At 43.6% G+C, this 21117-nt stretch carries 23 protein-coding genes; 5 read left to right on the forward strand and 18 right to left on the reverse strand.

What is annotated here, in order from left to right:
- Positions 1 to 56 precede the first annotated feature (56 nt).
- Positions 57 to 560 (reverse strand): hypothetical protein, encoded by a 504-nt coding sequence (locus BLS69_RS18745; RefSeq protein WP_091034431.1) that lies wholly within the window; start codon positions 558 to 560, stop codon positions 57 to 59.
- 48 nt (positions 561 to 608) lie between these two features.
- Positions 609 to 971 (reverse strand): hypothetical protein, encoded by a 363-nt coding sequence (locus tag BLS69_RS18750; RefSeq protein WP_091034434.1) that lies wholly within the window; start codon positions 969 to 971, stop codon positions 609 to 611.
- Positions 972 to 1170: 199 nt separating this feature from the next.
- Here BLS69_RS18750 and BLS69_RS18755 point away from each other — a divergent pair, with 199 nt between their 5' ends.
- Entirely contained in the window at positions 1171 to 1704 is a 534-nt protein-coding gene (locus tag BLS69_RS18755; RefSeq protein WP_091034437.1) for a hypothetical protein, read from the forward strand.
- A gap of 152 nt (positions 1705 to 1856) precedes the next feature.
- Here the strand turns inward: BLS69_RS18755 and BLS69_RS18760 are convergent, their stop codons facing one another.
- The 3 genes from BLS69_RS18760 to BLS69_RS18770 form a co-directional block, all read right to left on the reverse strand.
- Entirely contained in the window at positions 1857 to 2135 is a 279-nt protein-coding gene (locus tag BLS69_RS18760) for a hypothetical protein (protein WP_091034440.1), read from the reverse strand.
- A gap of 36 nt (positions 2136 to 2171) precedes the next feature.
- Positions 2172 to 2453 (reverse strand): hypothetical protein, encoded by a 282-nt coding sequence (locus BLS69_RS18765; protein ID WP_091034443.1) that lies wholly within the window; start codon positions 2451 to 2453, stop codon positions 2172 to 2174.
- Between the two features lie 245 nt (positions 2454 to 2698).
- Positions 2699 to 3988, reverse strand: coding sequence for a galactokinase (locus tag BLS69_RS18770; protein WP_091034445.1), 1290 nt, complete (start codon positions 3986 to 3988; stop codon positions 2699 to 2701).
- A 277-nt stretch (positions 3989 to 4265) separates the two neighbouring features.
- Between BLS69_RS18770 and BLS69_RS18775 the strand changes: the two genes are divergently transcribed.
- Genes BLS69_RS18775 through BLS69_RS18785 form a run of 3 tightly spaced genes read left to right on the forward strand, consistent with a single transcriptional unit; the run spans position 4266 to position 7274 of the window.
- Positions 4266 to 5522, forward strand: a complete 1257-nt coding sequence (locus tag BLS69_RS18775) for an MFS transporter (protein WP_176872779.1) — start codon at positions 4266 to 4268, stop codon at positions 5520 to 5522.
- 59 nt (positions 5523 to 5581) lie between these two features.
- On the forward strand, positions 5582 to 6508 hold the full coding sequence (locus BLS69_RS18780) for a DUF2268 domain-containing putative Zn-dependent protease (RefSeq protein ID WP_091034451.1): 927 nt from the start codon (positions 5582 to 5584) through the stop codon (positions 6506 to 6508).
- Complete coding sequence (locus tag BLS69_RS18785; RefSeq protein WP_091034453.1) at positions 6483 to 7274, forward strand: MerR family transcriptional regulator; 792 nt, start codon at positions 6483 to 6485, stop codon at positions 7272 to 7274. Before BLS69_RS18780 ends, BLS69_RS18785 begins: the two co-directional genes overlap by 26 nt.
- A 353-nt stretch (positions 7275 to 7627) precedes the next feature.
- On the opposite strand, the gene BLS69_RS18790 is transcribed toward BLS69_RS18785, so the two are convergent.
- The 9 genes from BLS69_RS18790 to BLS69_RS18835 all read right to left on the reverse strand — a co-directional run bounded on the left by BLS69_RS18790 (position 7628) and on the right by BLS69_RS18835 (position 15147).
- The gene (locus tag BLS69_RS18790; protein WP_091034456.1) at positions 7628 to 8506 is read right to left on the reverse strand and encodes a hypothetical protein; all 879 of its coding nucleotides are present in this window, start codon (positions 8504 to 8506) and stop codon (positions 7628 to 7630) included.
- A gap of 38 nt (positions 8507 to 8544) precedes the next feature.
- Positions 8545 to 8817, reverse strand: a complete 273-nt coding sequence (locus BLS69_RS18795; protein WP_143023593.1) for a hypothetical protein — start codon at positions 8815 to 8817, stop codon at positions 8545 to 8547.
- An 828-nt stretch (positions 8818 to 9645) separates the two neighbouring features.
- A complete protein-coding gene (locus BLS69_RS18800) occupies positions 9646 to 12090 on the reverse strand; it encodes a DEAD/DEAH box helicase family protein (protein WP_091034462.1) in 2445 nt (814 codons plus the stop codon).
- Positions 12074 to 12400: a nucleoside triphosphate pyrophosphohydrolase gene (locus tag BLS69_RS18805; protein WP_036672582.1), complete on the reverse strand. Its 327-nt coding sequence runs from the start codon at positions 12398 to 12400 to the stop codon at positions 12074 to 12076. Before BLS69_RS18805 ends, BLS69_RS18800 begins: the two co-directional genes overlap by 17 nt.
- A 224-nt stretch (positions 12401 to 12624) precedes the next feature.
- Positions 12625 to 13122 carry a hypothetical protein gene (locus tag BLS69_RS18810; RefSeq protein WP_091034464.1) on the reverse strand — a complete coding sequence of 166 codons (498 nt, stop codon included), beginning with the start codon at positions 13120 to 13122 and terminating at the stop codon, positions 12625 to 12627.
- 40 nt (positions 13123 to 13162) lie between these two features.
- Positions 13163 to 13612, reverse strand: a complete 450-nt coding sequence (locus BLS69_RS18815; RefSeq protein WP_143023594.1) for a hypothetical protein — start codon at positions 13610 to 13612, stop codon at positions 13163 to 13165.
- A 95-nt stretch (positions 13613 to 13707) separates the two neighbouring features.
- Positions 13708 to 14019, reverse strand: a complete 312-nt coding sequence (locus BLS69_RS18820) for a hypothetical protein (RefSeq protein WP_091034469.1) — start codon at positions 14017 to 14019, stop codon at positions 13708 to 13710.
- A gap of 12 nt (positions 14020 to 14031) precedes the next feature.
- A complete protein-coding gene (locus tag BLS69_RS32965) occupies positions 14032 to 14361 on the reverse strand; it encodes a hypothetical protein (RefSeq protein WP_371129053.1) in 330 nt (109 codons plus the stop codon).
- Between the two features lie 288 nt (positions 14362 to 14649).
- Complete coding sequence (locus tag BLS69_RS18835; protein WP_091034474.1) at positions 14650 to 15147, reverse strand: hypothetical protein; 498 nt, start codon at positions 15145 to 15147, stop codon at positions 14650 to 14652.
- 141 nt (positions 15148 to 15288) lie between these two features.
- On the opposite strand from BLS69_RS18835, the gene BLS69_RS18840 reads away from it, so the two are divergent.
- A complete protein-coding gene (locus tag BLS69_RS18840; RefSeq protein WP_036606225.1) occupies positions 15289 to 15630 on the forward strand; it encodes a helix-turn-helix domain-containing protein in 342 nt (113 codons plus the stop codon).
- Between the two features lie 47 nt (positions 15631 to 15677).
- Here BLS69_RS18840 and BLS69_RS32200 read toward each other — a convergent pair whose 3' ends face one another.
- The 4 genes from BLS69_RS32200 to BLS69_RS18855 form a co-directional block, all read right to left on the reverse strand.
- Positions 15678 to 15818, reverse strand: a complete 141-nt coding sequence (locus BLS69_RS32200) for a hypothetical protein (RefSeq protein ID WP_176872781.1) — start codon at positions 15816 to 15818, stop codon at positions 15678 to 15680.
- A 37-nt stretch (positions 15819 to 15855) separates the two neighbouring features.
- Complete coding sequence (locus BLS69_RS18845; RefSeq protein WP_091034477.1) at positions 15856 to 18993, reverse strand: DUF3427 domain-containing protein; 3138 nt, start codon at positions 18991 to 18993, stop codon at positions 15856 to 15858.
- A gap of 261 nt (positions 18994 to 19254) precedes the next feature.
- The gene (locus BLS69_RS18850) at positions 19255 to 19734 is read right to left on the reverse strand and encodes a hypothetical protein (RefSeq protein WP_091034480.1); all 480 of its coding nucleotides are present in this window, start codon (positions 19732 to 19734) and stop codon (positions 19255 to 19257) included.
- Between the two features lie 15 nt (positions 19735 to 19749).
- Positions 19750 to 20922 (reverse strand): WXG100 family type VII secretion target, encoded by a 1173-nt coding sequence (locus tag BLS69_RS18855; RefSeq protein ID WP_091034482.1) that lies wholly within the window; start codon positions 20920 to 20922, stop codon positions 19750 to 19752.
- Positions 20923 to 21117 lie beyond the last annotated feature (195 nt).

Here is a 21117-nt window from a genome sequence, read left to right on the forward strand (position 1 = left end):
CTGAAACCGGATAAGGGGTGTTTGTGTAGATGGATGTCGTTCGTTTGCAGTTCGGGTCATGCGGATCTATGACTGCGAAGTCTCCATTCCATTAGCCAGCCTATCAATATGGAGAAAGATAGGCAGAACAGCAGGATCGGCACGTTGTAAAACAGTGTGTTCGTGTATTGGTTCAGCCAGCCAAAACGGTACACTGCCGAATTCGGATCATTCGTAAATCCATTGAGTTGCATTCGTAAGTCATCAATAATACGTAACTCCAGAAAGACTGACAACACACACAGTAGAAGAGCAACTAGGGGTACACAGACATGTACCTTTCCTCCCCAGCGCTGACGCTGATCATATAACCACCATTTGGACAAAGTTGTCGTCCAAATACATAGAATCAGGAAGGTCAAAAGAGATGGAGCTAACACTAGAAGTCCCAGGTTACCGTTACCAGACACGCCTCTACCAGGCTCATGTTGGAAGGTTAATCCACGAACAGCACCAATCATGAGTACATTCCATATGAGGAAGATGAAGTATGGCTTGTTGATTCTTTTTAAGCGACTCATATTTGCTTCCCCCTAATCCTTGTACGTTTGCCTATTCTAAATTGACTTTCACTTCTTATAATAATACATTACCCGCAACCGAGTAGTCAGAATTAATGTCTGGGGAATGAGCACAAAGACAATATATATAAGTACAATTAACCATAGATGTGCGGCAAAATGTTCTGCGCCGAACGATGGTTTCGGACGTTCAATCCAATACCACCAGCACGGGATGGCAATAAACCATGTCAATCCCGTCGAGAGGAACATGTCTTTTACATCGCTCCATAGAAAGCAGAACACCGCGACGAACAAAATAGGCCCCGCCCAAGAATCCAATATCGGTCCCCAACTCTGGAAGACAAAGATAATGGCAGGATACAGAATATTGATGGTCCAGCGCCATATGTTATTAGTATAAAGATTCATAATGCTTCTCACCTCATTACATAACGTTGCAATTGTAACTTCACTTATTGGGGTCATTTGCTACATTACTATCACTTTGATTATCCGTAGCCAAAAGTATGTAAGCTCCATTTTTATGGGAAAGAAATGAAAAGATGAAGCATGATTTTGGATATTATAGCTCATACTACCTTCAGGAAAATATCGAAGGAGTGACAGCATGAGGTTAAAAAGTATCATCGCCGTTGGAGCCGTGTTAACCTGCTCAACTCTGTTATGGGGCTGTGGCAATGGCACTGCGAATAATGCTTCCCAGCAACAGAATGACACCGTTCGATCGGAGAGTTGGAGTGATCCCAAACGACTGGAAGCTTCTCATCTTGAGGCGCTTGAGCGTATGGAGAAAGATCATATCCACCGGATGGTTTCGCTTAGTGCAAGTACAGATGGAGACAAAGTAATGACCACCCTTGAACGGTCGAGCCAAAAGCTGGAGGAAATGCGACCACTCGCCGAAATGCTCCAGCATGAAGGACATCAAGCATTATTACAGCGAATTCAGGACATGTCCGGTGATATCCAAGGTTCCAAATCCGTCATTGCTGAGATGAAAAAATTGCCTCAGGACGGTAAAATTAAGATCCAATCCGAGAATTCCGATTCCTTGCATCATATCAGCAGCTTCCGCGATTACCACCAATACATCCAGGGTAAAGTCCAATCTTTGAACAGCAGTAATCCCAATTCACGCTAAATAGTATTGGTTCTGTTTACCCAAGTGACTCATCCTTGTAAAAAAAGGCAAGGCCTTTTTGTGAGATTAGTTACACTTCTTTACATGCCAAAGGTTAGACAGTGACGAGTAATCCCGACCAACTCCCCTCACTGTCTAACCTCAATCCTCTGCTACTCACTCGAACCCAGATACGTTAGTAACGCCGCCAGCGTCGTCACAATAAAGATGTGAACCCATACGTTAGCCGCTCCATACGACATGTTAAAAAAGCCCAAATAGCTAAAAGGATCGCCTCCGTAACTACCCATTTGGAATATGAGTAGCATACACAGCAGAATACTGAACACGACCACGGTCAGCGCTCCGGCTTTTAGCCTTCTATCCTCATCCATCCGAAAAATCAACAAAGCACCAAATACAAGCGCAATAAAAAACACAATAAATAACATACCTGAACGATCTCTCCTTCTTTCTCTAGTTGTCTGCTACTCTACCCATAGAGATACCCAAATGAACATCGTAAATAACAAGACGGGCACTAGAGCACCTGTGGTTAAGATAATCCATAATGTCGCGGGCTTGATCCTTTGGCAGTATGCATCAACTTTGCTCATCCGATCTTTACGCCACTTGGCGAACCTGAGCTGTCTGATCATCCGATTGAGAACTATTTGCCGCTGTTCGCCCTCTTCCACATCCTCAATTGCACGCTGCAACTCCTCATATAATTGAGCCTCTTCCTGCCCAGCCACTGTAGATGTCATCATCTGATCCTTCCTCCCGTGAGAACATTATTGAGATACAGTACCTGACCTAATCGAACCATCACAAATACCCTTGTATTCTAGTCACTATCTACCTCACTAAGCTACCACACTACTTAAATAACACATTACGCACCTTCAAAGTTTGAATTTTTTTCATAAAATGAACAACCCAAAAAGCCCGGACATGGCCCGGACTTCGTAGAATTATAACTAGAACTATTTATTTGAGTACTGTTTAGCCAGAATTAGGAAATCAATGCATTCAGGCATACCGCACCTTGTGCACGCACATTAACGACAATAATCGGCGTATCCAGCATATCGTGCATCCAGGACATATACTCTTCTACTTTTTCGTTCGGAAGGATTGTCAGAATTACCCCTGCGAATCCGCCACCATGAATACGACAAGCGCCATCACCCAGGTTTTGCAGATAATTCTCGGTCAGTGCCAGCGCGATGCCAATCTCCTGTTCCTTCACAGCACCACTCTGATATACATTCTGCAGCCACTTCCATGACGAGTTACCGGACGCTGTAATCAATTTCAGGAAATCAGCAAAACGTCCATCACGCAACGCCTGAACCTCACCATCGACACGATTATTTTCTTCCAGGAAATGAAGCGCACGCAGCACGGCACGATCCCCAGCCGCTTCACGAACCTTCTTGAGGTTGGCGTAGATTGCGTCTGCCGTAATTTCCCGAACATACTCACTGCCCAGCGCCTGAGCAACCGCTCTCATCTCATTGGGCACAGCCGCGTAATCTTCCGTCAGATCGGCGTGGTTGCCACCAGTGTTCACAATGACCAATGAGTAACCGTTCTGTTGGAAATCCCATTGAACAGGCTCGATAACTGGCTGTGCAGGATTCTCAAAATCAATGGCAATGAGTCCGCCATACGCACAAGCCATCTGATCCAGCAGACCGGAAGGTTTGTTCCAGTAGTGGTTCTCCGCATACTGACCAATTTTGGCCAAAGTGACAACATCCATTGCTCCATCATTATAGAAGTGATTCAGAATCGTACAGATCAGCATCTCAAATGACGCCGAGGAACTCACCCCGGATGCCGAGAACACATTACTGGAGAGATACGCTTGAAAGCCGCCTACCTTATATCCGAATTCTCCAAATCCCGCAGCCATACCGCGAATCAATGCTGTTGTGCCATCGTCTTCTGTATTTGGCGTGAGGTCCGTGAGATCGATTACATATTTCTTGTCATAACCTTCTGAGTAAAACGTAATAACTGACTCCGTAGTTGGCGCTGCCACTGCAATCGTATCCAGCGTAATGCTGCCCGCCAGCACTTTACCATGGTTATGATCCGTGTGATTACCGCCAATCTCGCTGCGTCCTGACGCGCTGAACAACTTGCTTCCTTCTTGTGCGCCAAAGTACTCTTCGAATGTTGCGTTCAGCTTCGTGTAACGTGCGGTCTGTTCCTCTAAATGTGATTGTCCATACATTTGGGCAAGCAACGCTTTGCCCTCCGTGGATTGGATCAGATTCAATGGTTGTGTCGTCATTAATAATCCTCCTATGGATATGCAGCTTTTTATTTTTTGACTGTTGATGAACGTGGTTGTCGCGTCTGTTTCATACCTTATTCCTCTCCCATTATCTCAGCTTCGTAGCGGAAAAGGTAGGGTAGAATTGAAAGTTTGTAAGCGTTTTGTGAAGTTATTTAATGTAAAAATAGGATTGAAAACCATTTTGTAATAACTTAAATTTGGTTTAAGTGAAAACACATTATTTTCCAACCTCGAAGTTGCTATGCTTAACATCTTATTGGTGGAGGGAACGATGAAAATCAAGTCAAACTATACCAAGTTATTTGGTGCATTTTCTCTTACATTTTTGGGTGATGGACTTACACTTGCTGCGGTTCCTTGGCTCATATCAACACTTACGAGCGATACGCTGTATGCCTCTGTCACCATGACGGCACTTCGTTTACCCTGGCTACTATTCAGTCTGCCTGTAGGTGTCCTCATCGACCGTTACTCACGCAAACATATGCTGATTGGGGCAGGCTTTACGCGAATGATCCTACTGCTTGTCCTGACGTTATGTATCTGGGGAGGATGGGTGAGCATTCCGATTCTGGCACTGTTCATGTTTGGGATTGGCCTGAGCCGAGTTGTATTCGACAGTACAGTGCAGACGGTGATCCCACAACTGGTAGATGAGAGTAAGTTGGAGAAAGCAAATGGGCAGTTCACCGCCGGACAGTTAATCACAAGTGATATTCTGGGCGTTGCTCTGGGAGGGTTCATTATCACCCTGCATATTGTTTTCCCTTTTGCCATAGACGCTGTAACGGCTGTTATTGCTCTGCTTTTTTTAATCAGTTTGAAGGGAAACTTCTATCCAGGGGATACGGAAACAACCAAGAAGGAAGTTCGCCCGATGAAAAATTGGAAACGAGAGATGTGGTCCGGTATTCAATATGTATATCATGATCGTTTTCTCCGCGGATTAGCCATTCTATCTGTCACCATTACGCTGATGTATTCGATCATTCTGGCTACTCAGATCTTCTTTGTACGAGATGTGCTTCAGTTGGATGCCTTTGCATTCGGTATCCTTATCTCCATCGCAACGATCGGCAGCATTGTAGGGAGTCAGGCTGTTGCTTATATGCGCAAGAAATGGAGTACAAAACAATTGATTATCTCCTCCATTCTGTGCATGGGAATCATCTACGGTGTGGTGGGTCTAACTACAAATGCGTATATGGTAGGCGGACTGTACTTCTGTGCTGCATTTTTCATTATTGTCTACAATGTTACCCGTTCCTCCATCCTGCAACGTTCCGTTCCTAATGAGATGCTCGGCAGGGTTGGAAGTGTGTTTCGCTTTTTGTCCTTTGGCATTAGTGCCATTGGTACACTTCTTGGCGGATTATTGGTGCGGGTTAGTGGGACGACATTTGATCGCGTATTCTCGCTGCAAATCCCTTATCTCTTGTTAAGCCTGATCTATATCCTGTCTGGTCTGATATTCGCAATGAAGATGAAGAATCACTCAGAGAGCCAGCAGCGTAACATCAACGCTTGACTGTTACGTTAGGTCATACTTGATAATGATCTCAAGCTTACATGAAGGAGAGATTAAGGATGAAGATTACCGCGTTACGTTCAGATCAAATCTATGAGGAGATCGTCCAGGCTGCACCCGATGAGAAATTGGAGTTATACCGCGAGCGAATGATGAGTCCATTCATGAACAAATGGAACATTCAACAGATCCCGTTTCGCTCTCAAGAGCCTCACGGCTTCGATGTGATCATGATGAATAACTTTATGAATATCACTCCCGCAGATATCACGACCGACATTAACGAATCGTTAGCAGCGATCTCGTCGAAAGCATTTTGGCAACAGTGTCATGAAGCTGTTTGTACGAGTCTATCCACCTTTACAGAGCACGGGATTGAACTGTCGGTCTCCGAATATCTGTACACGATTTTATTAGGCGACAAGAACAGTCCTTCACTCACTATGAACGAAGGCATCAGCGGAGATGGTGGAATCCCCGGTTATATTATTGCGAACCTGATCCCGAGTAGATATACTCTACCTCGTATCCAATCCGTGTTAGCCCATGAATGCAATCATAACGTGAGATACCAATATATCCAGTGGAATCCACAGATTACGCTTGGGGAGATGGTTGTTAGCGAGGGGCTGGCCGAGAGCTTTGCGACATCCCTGTATGGAGAAGAATTGTTAGGCCCCTGGGTAGCCAAAACGGATATGGAGACATTGAATACCGTAATCAAACCAAAGATGAAAGACCAGCTGCATGTCACCGGTTTTGACCAGATTAATCCGTATCTATACGGCGATGAACTTGCCATCATGCAAAAATTCACGCCCGTAGGTATGCCCTATGCGGCTGGCTATGCCTGCGGTTATCACTTAATTCAATATTATCTGAACAAAACAGGTACACCGATCACCGAAGCAACCATCACTCCGGCAAGTGTCATCCTTGCTGAAACAAAGGACTTTTGGAATGAAGACACCCTATTTCACCGTTAAAGATATCATTCAGATTACAGGCATCACGAAACGCGCATTACATTATTACGATAAAACGGATCTATTAAAACCGAGCAAAGTCGAGGACAATGGCTATCGCTATTACGATCAAGAGGCACTGGGGTATCTGCAGATGATTCTCTTGTTCAAAGAAATGAATTTCTCATTGAAAGACATTGCACTCATGATGCAACTCTCCAAGAAAGAACAAAAAGATATCCTAAGAGAGCATCGCAGTACACTCGTTCAACGAAAACAAAAGCTTGAAACCATCATCGACCAGTTGGATGAGTATGTGGATGGGACGGATATCTCTCATCTTCATCTGTTTGACGATTCTCCCATTCTGTCCATTCAAGAGCAATATGAATCCGAGGCGAAGTTCATCTACGGAGATACCGTGAAATATCAGGAATTCGAAGCCAATGTGAGCGAGCTGTCTGTGGAAGAGCAAGAAAAAGCCTACCAGCAGTTCTCGGTCAACATGGAGCAGGTATTTCATGCGTTGGCGAGACATCAGGATCTGTCTCCTGCTTCTGGTGAGGTGCAAGCGTTAGTGTGTGAATGGAAGAGTTGCCTGGAACAGTTCATGAGCTGTGATGATGAGATTCTGAGATGTATCGCGGAAGCCTATACGACAGATCGTCGCTATGTGGGTTATTTCGATCAGTTTGGTGATGAGGAATTTTTGAGGTTTTTGTATCAAGCGATTATGGTTTATGTGGAGGGTGAGGAAAGACCTTTGAAACCCGTTTTCTATTATTAGGATGGTTTCAAAGGTCTTGAGCTTCATAACATATTCAGCTACGGCCACCCGTTTATTGAAACGTCGACACTTGCGCGGATATCAAAACGTTGCCATCATTCACCACCACATCATTGAAGAAAGGTTCAAAGAATGAAGACGGCACATACGTTATGCCCTTCTGAGTCTGAACAGGCTTGATGCTATCGACGATCTCCTTGAGCATATCATATGCAGGTTCAATCGACTATCTATCCGATCTAAACCAAGGACATCAAAAACAGCGGTTCTCTACCGACCCTAGAAGGTCAAAGAACCGCTGCCTGCATAATTATTGCTGTTTAATCATTCATTTATACATGATTTGATTCTAATTATAGATTTTGGAGATATACATTGTAAGCTCCTATAATACATAAATCATCCCAACTTCTTCCGTCCCCTTCAGTTCGTAAATACACCCAAGAAGATCCACCTGTACGATAATTATTAACCTTTGCATTAACAATCGTTTGTTTAGATACTAAGCCGACTTTACCCTGGGAACGAACCTCAAGGTTATAATCTTTAAACTGAGCAAACACATCCCCACTAATAAGCGATGTAATAGCATTTGCTACAACTGTAGAGCCGAGTGCCGTTATTATAGCCACAACTATTCCAGTACCGGTTACGATACTAGCGAGTGCTCCTACGATAATAGATACAGAAGTACCCACGCCAAAATTTAACGTATAAGTATCACCATATCTAGTTGTGAAGTCACCATACAAATATCCATACTGCCCAATGCCAGAATTATATGCAGATCTTAAGAGATTTTGAGATTGAGCAGACTGAATGGATTGTTCATTTTCATTTATACTATTACTCTCAGTTGATTTAATGGTTACATGATCTTCAATTTTGTATTCCTTTACAACTACACCATTTTTTAATTGCTTAATATTTCCAGTTCTTTTATCAGTTATGGCTCTGTCTAGCTCAATTCCATTTTGTGTAGCGATTACAGTTACTGTATCTTTATCATCTGTTACGTCATAAATTATCGGAGACTCTCCGTTTTCTGGATTTAATTGAAATGTACTTACTTCTGATCCGTCACTTAATAAAGTTTGATTTTCTAAAGTGAAATTTTGTATATCATTCACTTCAGTACCAGAATCTTCTGCGCTACTTGTACCGACAAAAATCAAATTAAAAACAAGAACAAGGGGAAGTGCTGCTGTAATAAACTTTACTATTCTTTTCATGAGTCCTCCTACTTATAACTAGATAGTTTTGCATAATTTCAAGTTACAAACCATAGACAAACTAACGGTCCAATTGTTAAACATGCTGTGATAAAGCAAATTTGCAGTCCTACGATACGTTCTTCAAGTTTTTGTTTGGAGAAAAACATCCATAAAGAAAGAAAACAAGCTACTAACGGAAGAGATATAATTCCTGTGAACGTATCTGGCTGAATGATATTATTGATAATGGACTTACCAACAATAATCAATACGATTAATTCAAGAAAGGATAATAGAATAAATATAGTTGCAATTTTTTTTTTCATCATGAGGGCCTTCTTTCTAGATGTGATTGCTGACATGAATCTTTTGTAATTACACTCAACTCCTCAATTGGGATTTGTTTACTATTAAAGCCTAACACACAAAATTTAGTGTGTTAACACGATATTCAAAATTCATTATAATTAAGCCATATGTCTTAGGTATTATTTCATATTTCGACAAATTACTCACTTTTATTACCTATGTACTCCAACCTACTGAACAAATATATTAAGCGTCATGAAATACCTACACAATCAATTTTAACTTCTGCACGGATGTTTCTTTTTATGCCAGCATTGTCCCGTGCGTCCATATAGAAATTCCAACTATTTTTACCGAATCCGTTATCTTATTCTACATAACAAGTTAAAGCTTATGTTTTATTGTTACCTGTGAAAAATTTCTTTGAGACTGAAAAGACTAATACGTCTCCTTTATTTTGAATATATGTTATATTATTGTTTAAAGCTGAGTTTTCTTTTAAATATTATGAATCTTCGTCAGAAAATGGTTCGTTCACTTCATACTTCTCTAGTATATTTTGTATTGACCTCTATTATGAAAGGGTTTCGACTATGCACATTGTTTGGAATAATATTCTTATTCTCGTTGTTAGCCTTCTTATCTTAGCCGGACTAGTTTCTGGCACAATCTACTTTTTCATAAAAAACAGGTCTAAATAGTTCAGTTCCCCTATTCGAATAATATAAGTGACTACAAAAAGTTAATTTCAAGTAAGCGAAAAGCGTACCACTACTCCACTGGTACGCTTTTTGCTTTCTCTTCTTGGTAAATTTTTCAGATTGACTGACTGTATAAGAGCTTCTTCTCTACTTACCTGTCCCCCGCTCAAAATACGCATGCAAACGATACTGACAAATCTCCTTCGTCCAACGATACAGTAGCGCCTTTTCCTCCGTATCCTGCACTTTTACATTCAGCGAGAACATGCCATCCTCGAAAAGGGTCATACTACCCTTCGCCCCGCTCCACATAGACATTGGCATGTCGATTATCAGTTTTTCAATCCGTGTTGCCGTCTTCTCATTCCATTCCCAGATCGCAAGTTTGCCTTTGTCCGAAAAGTCCTTCCGTTTCCGGTACTCCTTCTCCGTCAGGTACGTATGGAAGAACCTTGCTATCTCCCCCGGCGTGATTGAGTCCATCCAGTGGACTTCACCTCGCTCCAGCATGTACAGCAGCACGATCATTTTGTAGCTTTTGTTCATGAGTGTCTTCTCCACATCACGCAGCCACGCCTCATGCCGGACGTACACCTCTCCCTCAGTCGGGGACAGTAGCTCCGCCCAATAGAGAAATCCAACATAGGAGCCAAATTCGTTCCGGTACCCGACACTCTCCGAACGTCCCATCAGATGCAGCTCCAGATACGTCGGAATACGCCCCAACTCTCGTTTCACATCCAGAAAATCCTGATGCAACTTCTCACGACGGGGCAGACGTTTGCGGCTTAGCTCCTGAAGCAGGTTCACCACCTTCGTCTCCAGATGAATTCCACAGTTAGCCGGAACTTCCGGCACAGCCGAATCCCGATCTTTCGCGGTTCCTTCCAGCTCCCCACGCACATCCAGCAGACTCAGTTTCACATCCGCATTTCGGTAGTTCCCGATCAGGTCGATGATGACACAATGTGATTTGCCTTCCGCCAGCCGTAGGCCGCGCCCTACCTGCTGGGTGAACACGGTGAGTGACTCCGTTGGACGCACAAAGAGAAGCGTGTCTACACGTGGTATATCCGTTCCTTCATTGAACAGATCCACCGTCAACACAATCTCCAGTTCACCCGCATCAAGCTGGCGAATGGCTTCCTCCCGGGACATGTCCGATGTGCGCGAATGTAGACTGAGCACCTTCACCCCCTGACTGCGAAAATACGCAGCCAAATAGTCCGCCTGCCGGATCGAGGAGCAAAAGCCAATCGTTCTAGTCTGCTTGTGCCGCAGCCAGGCCGCATAGATCGTCTCCACATGCTCCTCTTGCAACTGAACAGCCATGAGCTGTTCTTCATCATACTTCGTGCCAATCCAGCGAATCTGCGAATAATCCGTGTCGTCGAATACCCCGTAATATTGAAATGGCGCCAGCCAACCTCGCCGGATCGCTTCAATAAAATGCATCTGGTACGCCACATTCCCATCACAGAGCGCATACACATCCTTGCCATCCAGTCGATCCGGGGTAGCCGTGATGCCCAGAAGGAACTTCGGCTGAAAATGCTCAATCACCGACATATATGTCTTCGCCGCCGCATGATGGAATTCGTCCACCACGATCAGATCAAATGCATCGACGGCAAACACATCCCGATGCTTCTGCATACTCAGCGTAAAGATCGAAGCATACACACAATCCGCCGCCCCATCCTTATACTGCCCGTTATAGATCCCATGACTGCGCTCCGGCATGATCCGTTGAAAAGACTTCTTCGCTTGGAACAAAATCTCTTCCCGATGAGCCACAAACAGCACTCTCTTGAACTGCTGGGCGAAGAAACCCGCCAGATACGTTTTGCCAAGCCCGGTCGCCATAACGACCATCGCCTTGTCGTACTGCTCCTCCATCGTGCCATGAAGTGCTTCGAGGGCATCCAATTGAGCAAAGCGCGGTTGAATCGGTACCACCGACAGCTCGGCGGCTTCTTCCTCTTTGTCCTCAGGTAGCCCCGTCCCGAACTCCGCTTCTTCCATCTCCGTGATCCGCTGGATCATCTCCGGGTTCTTCTGGTGATATTTGCGGTACTCTTCCTCATACAGCGCAATCGAATCCGGGTTCACCGGTAAGGTTGTCTCGTGGTAGAAGCTCTGCATGAATTTATCCAAAGCCGACTGGAACGTATACGGCTCCGCCTCCGCATTCATCGCCAGATTCCATTCATATCCCGTCCTCAGCGCAGTGAACGAAAAGTTCGATGAACCGACGATCAGCAGTCCTTCCCCGTTGTCATGATCGAACAGATACGCTTTCGGGTGAAAAGAAGTTCCCATACTTCGCCACAGCCGTGTCTCAATTCGGGGATCAACCTCACACAGCGCCCGCAATCCTTCTGGCTGTGTTATGTACAGATAGTCTCCCGCAAGCATCCGCACCTCGGCTCCACGTTCTGCTGCCCGTTTCAAATGCGGAGCAAGCAGCTTCACACCAGACTGCATAATAAAGGACGTCATAATATAAATCCCGGATGCATGTTGCATCCGGGCAATCAGTTCGTCTGCCAAGTTATCTGTAATGAGTTTAACGTTAAGCTTCGTCGACATCGATCAGATACACCCGTTCCTGGAATCCACCACGCTCCTCGGCTTTGTCTGCTCGAAGCTTATCCAACTGGGCCGCATTCGCCCCGTGTACCTCTGCCAACGCCCGGATGACCTCCAGCATGTCGGCTAGTTCTTCTAGGGCTTCCTGATCACTCGCTGCATTTACGTACTCATCCGATTCTTCTTGCAACTTCGTTCTTAATTCTTGCTTATACTCCTCCGGGTCCAGAATGCGTGTGCGGCATTCCTTACCGCTGGATGTGATAATATGCGGGATCTTGTCCCGCACCAATTTGTTGTATGTAGGCATGTGGTATAACATCCTTTCTGCTGTGAGAGCCTTCGAGCCTCGCGCTAGAATCTCCCTTTTTGCCATTATACCATTTGCCGTGGTAAGGGAAGGATTGATTTTGTAGGCAGTAGATTGGATTGAGGAGATGAGAATAACCCATGACTACTCGTATTCGAGTTGAAATGGGCTTTCTGCCAATTAAAGTCTAATTGTTCTGCATCAAACTCTGGTTAAGAAGGATTCTAAGCCAACAGTTTTGCGATAACAGCATTAATATTCGTTGTTTCTTTATCAATCTCGACCAAGCAAGTGTCATCATCCATAGCTGGTTCATAACCGATTCTAACCTTCTCAATTGCATACTTGTTCTTAATATCAAGAATATACTCTATTAACTTCTGAGCTTTTAACGTTGTCTCTGAATTTTCTCCGCTGAACAATTCCTCTTCAGGAAAATTAATTACAAGATCTCCAAATTCCTCATTGAATGAAAATACAATCATCACATCGTTAAAGGTATGACCCAAGCTAAGCTCAGACAATAAAAGATTCCCTGATCCCTTAGGAGAAAAAATCTCTTCAAAGCTCTCTATTTGCTGAAATTCAATATCGTTTTCACTACGGTTATCGTAAAAGTGAGAACTTTTGATCTGATCTACCTGAATGTTTAAATCCTTCTTAATGAATTGATCCAGATTATTTTTGTTAAAATCAATTAAAATGATTTCTAAACTTTCCACAGTACAAACCCTCTTACATCAGGTAATTCTTCATATCACATTAATTCGGTATTGTAGGTGGATGTAGTTGCTTATGTTCCAACCCAAACCATTGCTCAATATGGTTACATAACAATGGGATGTCTTGAAGCGCTTGCTCAAAGATTTCTTTATATGAATCTTGAAGCACTTCCTCGAGTTCCAAATTCACCTGGTATGCCTCAGTTTGTTTAGCATGGTGCACATCCGCTGGCTCAATGACATAATTTTGATTTCTGGTTACAGGACTTACATAAATCGTCCACTCAAGGTTGCCCTTAAAGTGCTGAATACAATGCTTTAATTGCTCGTAAAGCTGATCAGCGTTATGGAATCTAAAATAAAAACCCGCAGGTTTCTCATATATCCGATTCGGATTATACATCTCTGTTCTATTCCATTCATACGAACCTAATTTGGCCAAGGTATACGCCATAAGTTCCGGTGCAAGCACCTCTTCTTTGATCTTCATATAAATACTTTTTGACATCATGCCACCCACTTGAGAGTCCGTTTATTCATTTGTTGAAAACTATGTTTTCCTGATTACTTTCAATGATCTTATTATTAATCATCCATTGATTGGATCGCATATTCTATGTCTTGCTCCATATCCAAATCTGGATACTTCTTTTGCAATTGAAGAAGACAATCTATAAATGCTCGACTTTGGAATTCAGAAGATAGATCTTCAAATATCTCACTCAGCCAATATAAATTTTCTTCTCCGCATTGATTTAGAAATGATATGGCGCTCTGCTCATTCTCTTTTAGAATGTCTACCATCTCATTCCATATCGTTTGAATAGCTGGATCGTCGGGGTGTAAATCTTTTCTCTTCTTTACTAATGAGATAACTTTTTCACTGTAGTCTACCAAGTTTTACTCTCCTCACGGTTGTCTTGAGTTATCTGGAGTAATCGTTCCGATCTGTCCATCGTTCTTGATCACTCCTACTCTAACGTTATTATAGTTTCCAAACATCCATTCACCGTCACCCTTAACTCTATTCTCAGGCAGATTTGCTACATGCTCACCTGACTTTTTGATATCTTCCGATGTCCTTAGGGAACCATGCTTGGCCCTCTCCACTTCGCTTTGCTTTATTTTTGTGATTAGGTATATTACCAACTCGTACACCGTTTTCATATTCTTTAGTAATGTTAAAGGCGATCTTATTTTTAAGTAAGTAATTAATATTATCTTGACCGTGACCACCATTGATCAATCTATCCCTCCAACTGCTGCATACCCTACTCGATCTGTCTGGATACATGTAGCAGTTGCTCTGGTGTCACTTTTAATGTACTCATAGTATTCTCCGCCGTTTGAAATAGGATTTTACAAGGTTAGCAGAAGTTTGTTGCGAATACCTCCACCTATTATCCTGATTCTCCCTTTCTTCAAATGAGTACCTTTCAGCACTTATAATCCTACAGTCCCATTCCTGTGAAAGGAACCTCCAGATTATCATGTCACTCCTTATATCAGAAAAACTTTGATGAATTATCATAATTGAGTGGCTAACTCCTCCAATATATCTTCTGTTCGTTGAAGAAGCTTTTCAATGTTATTAAGGTCTAAATATTGATCCTCTTGGCATTCCTCTAAAGATGACATATGTTGTATCGTACCGATGAACAAAGCGATATCCAATCCGGGTTCAGTGTCCGTATGCACTAAAGGCAAGATTTCGTTCATCGTGAGTTCCTTGGGTGCATGTGTTGAATGATACTTATGGATATAAAGCGCCTTAATCATGGAGGCGAGAGCCCAATCACATAGAATTAGGCAGGCTTTAAACTGATTGTGATTACACATGATGGCGGCAAGTTGGAGATGATACTTAGCATGTTGGTGATAGCCCATTATTGTGGTACGTAGCATATGGTAAGCAGGAATATGTTTGGACCTAGATTGTGTGGAGATATCATGGTCTTGCAAACGTGGGGTAAAATCTACTTGGTGATTACAATGTGCTTCGGTTATGGACCAATTTCTTGCCATTGTCATCCCTCCAAAGAGTTAATACCAGTATTATACAATAAAATGATACATATAGTAATCAAATAAATTATTTGTATTCTTCGTTTGGTGTTTACCTTGAGGAAACTTGTCTACACTTTTGAACATAGAGAGGTGAATACCATGAACGAGGACAGAGAAGTTTTGAAGCTAGTCGGAGCCAGAATTCGCGCACTACGCAAAGAAAGAGGGTATTCACAGGAATCCCTCGGAGAAAAAGGTGGATTTCATTTTTCATACATAGGACAGATCGAACGTGGAGAAAAGAATGTTTCTTTGGTGAACTTGGCAAAGATCGCTGAGTCACTGGATGTTAATTTGATTCAATTATTTGCTTATATAGAAGAAGAGTTTGAGGTAACTGAAGATGAGAAACAAATCAAAGAAATTGTACAACTTCTAAGAGATTCTTCTCCTGATAATATTCGTGTAGCCAAAAATGTTATTAAAGGAATATTGATGTGAAAACGGCAAACCCTATCCTTCCATTTCTGGATTGATAGGGTTTCTCTCTACTCTAACTTGGAAGAAGGTAACGAAGTAATTACCTGATTTTTCTTAAAAAAAGTCCACATAAAGCTAAAAAGAGCAACAAGCCCGCCCACTACCCCTAATTTAGATAAAAATTGTCCATCCAAAATTCTATCCCACATTACCTTGCCTCCATACATATTGTGATACTACTAGTTTTCAAACAATACACTTATTCGCCACCGCTACCATCTTCGCAGGCATCTCTTCCCGCAGTCGCCATACAAAGCTCATCGGTTTGTTCCCCTCATGACTCACATAATCCGCTTCACCTAGGAAGACAAATGGAGATGTATAGCCATGCTCTTCCTTATACTCCCGTACGAACAGCACGATTCGGTTGCCCGTCTCCCGATGATGGATGTACCGCTGCGCGGTAGCTGTATGCTCCGACACCCGGCTCTGTGTCTGCCAGTGGAATAAACGCTCGTTGATCGCATAATCCTCATACAGCGTAGATGGAGAGAAATCTTTGTCCGATTTGTTCAATGTAATGAAGAAGATATCCGTCTGTTCGTCTGCAAAATACTTCACCCCTTCACGGAAGGCGGGTGATTGCTCAGCGTTCCAGTAGCCAAAGGCGGCAAGCACTTGGTCGATGGAGTACATACAGTGGATATCCAGTGGACAAGTGTACGGGAACGAATTACTTTTATCCACAAATCGTAGATGAGCCAAATTATATTTGAAAATATCCACAAGCTCTGCCCGGAATGCCTCACAAGACAGCACACGCTGCACACCCTCTTCGATGCTGCTCAACCCTAGTTTCTCAGGCGCGGCCCGGTGGAAAGTGTAATAGAACATAATCAACATGCGCCGTTCATCCGCGGTCGCGGTTTCTTTACCTTTTTCAATATAGTCAATCAGGAACGTTAGCCAGCTTCGAGAGTTGATCGTCAGCACAGAGGGCAGTCTGCGGATGTACTCCTCGTGTTCATCTTGGATAGGTGCTGTTAATCCTGCTTCGGCCAACATGCCACGGAAATACCTTTTGCCCGTACGTCCACCATACAATTCAACTAGTGTCATCCCGTGATGTTCAACAAAATGAGCCAAGGTCAGCGGCAGTCCGGTGTCTTGCTGGAACGTTTGCAGCTTCTGGATCAACGCTCTGCGATTACGACTCATCTGTTTGAGGTTGCGCATAATGTATTCCTTCGCTTGCTTTTCCAATTGAATGAACGTGCCGCGAGGCAGGGTCGAAAAGCCGTTCTCGACGTAGTACGAGATGGAATGTTTGGTGGCGCCAATCAGGGCGCGGAATTTATCCTGGAACCTGTACTCCTGATGCGCTTGTCCGATGAAGTCGAGCACGGTCAGGCACTCTTTGCCCTCCGACATCCGTAGTCCACGGCCAAGCTGTTGCAGGAATACGGTCAGACTTTCAGTAGGACGCAAGAACAGGATGGTGTTCACCTCAGGGATATCCACGCCCTCATTGTACAGATCCACGACAAAGATCATGCACAGTTCCCCGTTCACCAGTTGTCCTTTCGCAGCATGACGTTCCTGTTCGCCCGACCCGCCATGCAGGGCTATGGATGGAATGCCGACTTCGTTAAATATTTTTGCCATATACATCGCATGATCCACCCCTACGCAGAACCCAAGCCCCTTCACATCGTCCAGATCGCTTACGTATTTGTTCAGACTTTGGATGATCTGGTTGGCACGGATTTTGTTATGCGTGTAGAGCTTTTCCAGTTCGTTCAGATCGTAGCCTTTGCGCGACCACTTTACCTGGGATAGATCGACGGTATCGGTGACGCCAAAATATTGAAAAGGACTCAGTAACTTCCGGTCAATTGCATCGGTTAGACGGATCTCGGCGGCAATCGTATGATCGAAGTAGGCTGTAATGTCTTTGCCATCCATCCGTTCCGGGGTCGCTGTGAGTCCCAGCAAGATCTTCGGTTCGTAGTGGGACAACAGCTTCTGGTACGAAGGAGCAGCGGCATGGTGGAATTCATCCACAATGATGTAATCGTAATAGTCTGGGCTGGTGATCTCCGTCAGCTTCATGGAGTTAAGACTCTGAATGCTGACAAACAAGTGATCCAGCGCCTCCGCTCGGTAATTCCCGACATGCAACTCACCAAAGTTCATATCCTTCAGGATATACCGGAACGTGTCCCGGCTTTGCTTCAAGATTTCTTCCCGATGTGCGACAAAAAGAAGTTTAGCTCCCGCATGACTTGCACGGAATCGCTTGTAGTCGAAGGCTGAAATGACCGTTTTGCCAACGCCTGTGGCGGCAACGATCAGATTGCGGGTTCGTCCGTACAGCGTACGCTCGGCGTCCAGCTGTTCCAGCACTTCCTTTTGATAATCGTAAGGCTGGATGTCGAGGTGAAAGTGGTTGGACTGATCTTTTTTGCGATTCAGAGCCGCCTTCAACTGTGCCTCATGGCCTGCATCCTCAGCCATATACCGCGTAAATTCACGGTCATTCCAGTAACTCTCGAAGGTCGCTTCAATCTTGCGCAGCACATCGAGTGAATCCTTCTCCGTCACCTTGAGGTTCCACTCCATACCACTGGTCAGCGCTGGGTTGGATAGGTTAGAGGAGCCGACATAGGCTGTGGTGAATCCAGTATCGCGATGGAAAATGTACGTTTTGGCGTGCAGCCGAGTCACTTTGGTATCATACGAAATCTGGATCTCTGTGTTAGGTAATTTGCTAAGTTCAGTGATGGCCTTCAGGTCGGTTGCTTCCATGTATGTAGTTGTGATGATACGCAGCTTGCCACCGCCCGCGGTAAATTGTTGAAGCTGTTCCAGCAGCAGACGAAGCCCGCTGAATTTGATAAATGACACCAACCAGTCGATCCGGTCGGCGGTCACAATCTCCTTTTGCAACTCCAATAACATACTCGGCTCGGACTTGGCACCTGTGAACAAAGAGCTTTGGGAGATCGGCGTATCTGGACGAACGATTTTGGTATCCCTGACCGCACGAATGCTGTTCAACTTGGAATACACATGGGTCAGTACCTCCCCCTGCTCGTCCAGTTGCAATTCGTTGTACTCTTCTTCCCCAAGCGTGCCTTTCAGGGTAGCAATAATCTCATTACACGTTCGGATCTGTGCCAACACTGCCGTCTTATCTTCCGTCTGTTCCCGCACAATCTTGAGCGCTCGCCGAGTCACCGCCGACAAATACGTGGACAGCAGTTTGCGCGCTTCCTCTGCATCCAACTTCTCGGTCCCAATGTTATACACATCCGGGTCCAGCGCCGAAATCTCCTGTCTGGTGATGGTGTTGATAAGCTGTTCATATATACCTTGTTTCATGAATATACCTCGTGAGAGTTAGGATGGTTGTGGATAGTTCTCTATGTATATGGTGAGCTAAAAATTACTTCTTCTATATTATCGACCAACCTGTGGAAGATTTCATTAGTTGTTTTGATTTCATAGGAAAAAGCACCTCTACTTTTGGTTTGGTAGAAGTGCTTAATGATATGACTTTAAATCGTGCATAGATATGCGCAACTCATATCAGCTTTTCACTGTATCACTTAGAATTATAAGTTAGTATGACAGTCTTCTCTATTAAATTGAAAATAAGGTTATCATCTTATCTTTAATAAAGATTGATAAGTAATCGCTTGTTTTTTGAGTTTGAATATCAGTACAAAGGCTAGTTATCTCCTTTTGAAGTACCAAAAGCGCGGCTGGAATAACAAAAATGTTCATTTTCTTTATATTCAGACCCTCATCATCAATTTCAATCTCGATTCTCTTTATATCGTCGTCAGCACGCAAAATATCACCTAGACAATAAACAATCTTGTCTTCTCTATCCTCCTTACCCACTTTTTCTCCTAATAACCCTAAGAGAACTTGATAATTCGGATCTCCGTCTTTAAATATATTAATTAACTCAATGATTAGGTCATTCAGAGAAATATTTCTTAATTTCTCTTCCATCCTCTCTCTTGAATCATCTAGAAACCACGATTCGAGGTCCACTGGTGTATCGTCTATTATCCCGGGAACATAGGGCTTAGTGTAAAGAAAATCTTTATTCATTGTTTAACCTACCTTTTAATGTTTTGTATATTCCCCACCTATTTTTTTGGCAACTCTGTCAAATAGCATATCCCACACTGCATCTTTATTACCAGTTTTGAAAAATTCTTGTGCTTTTAGATCACTTCTTAGCTCTTTTTGAATATTAGCGAATATAATTCCTATGTCTTCTGCATTTTCTTTCCAACCTTCTGCCCCTCGTTTCATACTCAAATTAGTACCATTTGGAGAAACAGCTCTTATCTCAGCCATATTAAAATCTATTGCAGTGGCTATATCTTCAAGACTGAACGGCCCGTTAGTTGGATGGTTATGAGTAAATACCGTATCTTTAGCTACATCTTTATGGTTACTTATATTTATAGACTTTTCAGTACCAACAACCGTTTCTCCTATTAAATTACCATTCTTATCAAAAAATTGCCCGTGTTCCAAGGGTTTATTTCGAATTTGATCCTCAAACTTATTAACTGATTCTAAATAATGAGTTCTACCTGTCCTTTCATTCCCTTTCCCCGACTCAGGCTTGCCTCCACCTGATGATCCAATGTCGTCCTTCGAACGAAAAGCTTTCCCAAACAATACATACGCCAGAGCCTGCCCTGTCATCGCTCCACCGTAATATCCTGCTCCACTCTCATCAATCTGCTTCTTCTGGTCTTCTACAAATTGCTCTATATCAGACCTCGCCGTTCCCGTGCCCCAGGCGGTATCCCATGCAAATTGAATACCCCGCCCAACGTCTACAACTTTGCCCACGGTCATGGCATATGCCACACTGCCTATTGTACTGAACGGGTTAGAGAAGAACGCTTCTGCTGTCTGCCCCATTCCCGTTATTGTTTCTCCTATGGATTTATCAAGCAGCCCTACAGCGAAATTGCGCTTCAGCTCTTCTGGGATGTACAACGCCACCTCGCCTGAGCCGTCCGTTGTTCTGAAGTTCTTTGCAATAAACGTAAACTCTTTCTGGATTTCGTCCAACAGCCCGATTGTAGTCGGGAACACTTCTTTCACCTGCATAAAATCCCAGAAGAAACGCTCTCCTGTCACACCCGACCACTCGGATTGCAACATATAAATTGATTTCTCCAGTTCCCAGACCATTCGCTCCAGTTCCTGTTTCTTCTGCTGGACCAACCGGGCCTTTTCCTCCAATAGATCGGGATGTACCTCAATTCGCTGCATTTCCTTATCACCCGCCAACCTGACCGTAGTTTATGTACCTAAATTTTAACATTTGAGAAGGAGGATTGGAATCAAACGGAAGGATCATTTCCTCAGAGGTTATCCGGTAGTTCGGCAACATCCTTGGGTAACTATTTTTGCACATTAATGCATGGATGAATGCCTTTGAGCCGACTGGGTAACTTGTACAAAAAG

The organism is Paenibacillus sp. CF095 (assembly GCF_900101225.1).
GTDB lineage: Bacteria > Bacillota > Bacilli > Paenibacillales > Paenibacillaceae > Paenibacillus.

Bases quoted from the DNA above. Each gene is read 5' to 3' on its own strand.
- BLS69_RS18745 (WP_091034431.1), bottom strand. From the start codon at position 560: ATGAGTCGCTTAAAAAGAATCAACAAGCCATACTTCATCTTCCTCATA.
- BLS69_RS18750 (WP_091034434.1), bottom strand. From the start codon at position 971: ATGAATCTTTATACTAATAACATATGGCGCTGGACCATCAATATTCTG.
- BLS69_RS18755 (WP_091034437.1), top strand. From the start codon at position 1,171: ATGAGGTTAAAAAGTATCATCGCCGTTGGAGCCGTGTTAACCTGCTCA.
- BLS69_RS18760 (WP_091034440.1), bottom strand. From the start codon at position 2,135: ATGTTATTTATTGTGTTTTTTATTGCGCTTGTATTTGGTGCTTTGTTG.
- BLS69_RS18765 (WP_091034443.1), bottom strand. From the start codon at position 2,453: ATGATGACATCTACAGTGGCTGGGCAGGAAGAGGCTCAATTATATGAG.
- BLS69_RS18770 (WP_091034445.1), bottom strand. From the start codon at position 3,988: ATGACGACACAACCATTGAATCTGATCCAATCCACGGAGGGCAAAGCG.
- BLS69_RS18775 (WP_176872779.1), top strand. From the start codon at position 4,266: ATGAAAATCAAGTCAAACTATACCAAGTTATTTGGTGCATTTTCTCTT.
- BLS69_RS18780 (WP_091034451.1), top strand. From the start codon at position 5,582: ATGAAGATTACCGCGTTACGTTCAGATCAAATCTATGAGGAGATCGTC.
- BLS69_RS18785 (WP_091034453.1), top strand. From the start codon at position 6,483: ATGAAGACACCCTATTTCACCGTTAAAGATATCATTCAGATTACAGGC.
- BLS69_RS18790 (WP_091034456.1), bottom strand. From the start codon at position 8,506: ATGAAAAGAATAGTAAAGTTTATTACAGCAGCACTTCCCCTTGTTCTT.
- BLS69_RS18795 (WP_143023593.1), bottom strand. From the start codon at position 8,817: ATGATGAAAAAAAAAATTGCAACTATATTTATTCTATTATCCTTTCTT.
- BLS69_RS18800 (WP_091034462.1), bottom strand. From the start codon at position 12,090: ATGTCGACGAAGCTTAACGTTAAACTCATTACAGATAACTTGGCAGAC.
- BLS69_RS18805 (WP_036672582.1), bottom strand. From the start codon at position 12,400: ATGCCTACATACAACAAATTGGTGCGGGACAAGATCCCGCATATTATC.
- BLS69_RS18815 (WP_143023594.1), bottom strand. From the start codon at position 13,612: ATGAAGATCAAAGAAGAGGTGCTTGCACCGGAACTTATGGCGTATACC.
- BLS69_RS32965 (WP_371129053.1), bottom strand. From the start codon at position 14,361: ATGGTGGTCACGGTCAAGATAATATTAATTACTTACTTAAAAATAAGA.
- BLS69_RS18835 (WP_091034474.1), bottom strand. From the start codon at position 15,147: ATGGCAAGAAATTGGTCCATAACCGAAGCACATTGTAATCACCAAGTA.
- BLS69_RS18840 (WP_036606225.1), top strand. From the start codon at position 15,289: ATGAACGAGGACAGAGAAGTTTTGAAGCTAGTCGGAGCCAGAATTCGC.
- BLS69_RS32200 (WP_176872781.1), bottom strand. From the start codon at position 15,818: ATGTGGGATAGAATTTTGGATGGACAATTTTTATCTAAATTAGGGGTA.
- BLS69_RS18845 (WP_091034477.1), bottom strand. From the start codon at position 18,993: ATGAAACAAGGTATATATGAACAGCTTATCAACACCATCACCAGACAG.
- BLS69_RS18850 (WP_091034480.1), bottom strand. From the start codon at position 19,734: ATGAATAAAGATTTTCTTTACACTAAGCCCTATGTTCCCGGGATAATA.
- BLS69_RS18855 (WP_091034482.1), bottom strand. From the start codon at position 20,922: ATGCAGCGAATTGAGGTACATCCCGATCTATTGGAGGAAAAGGCCCGG.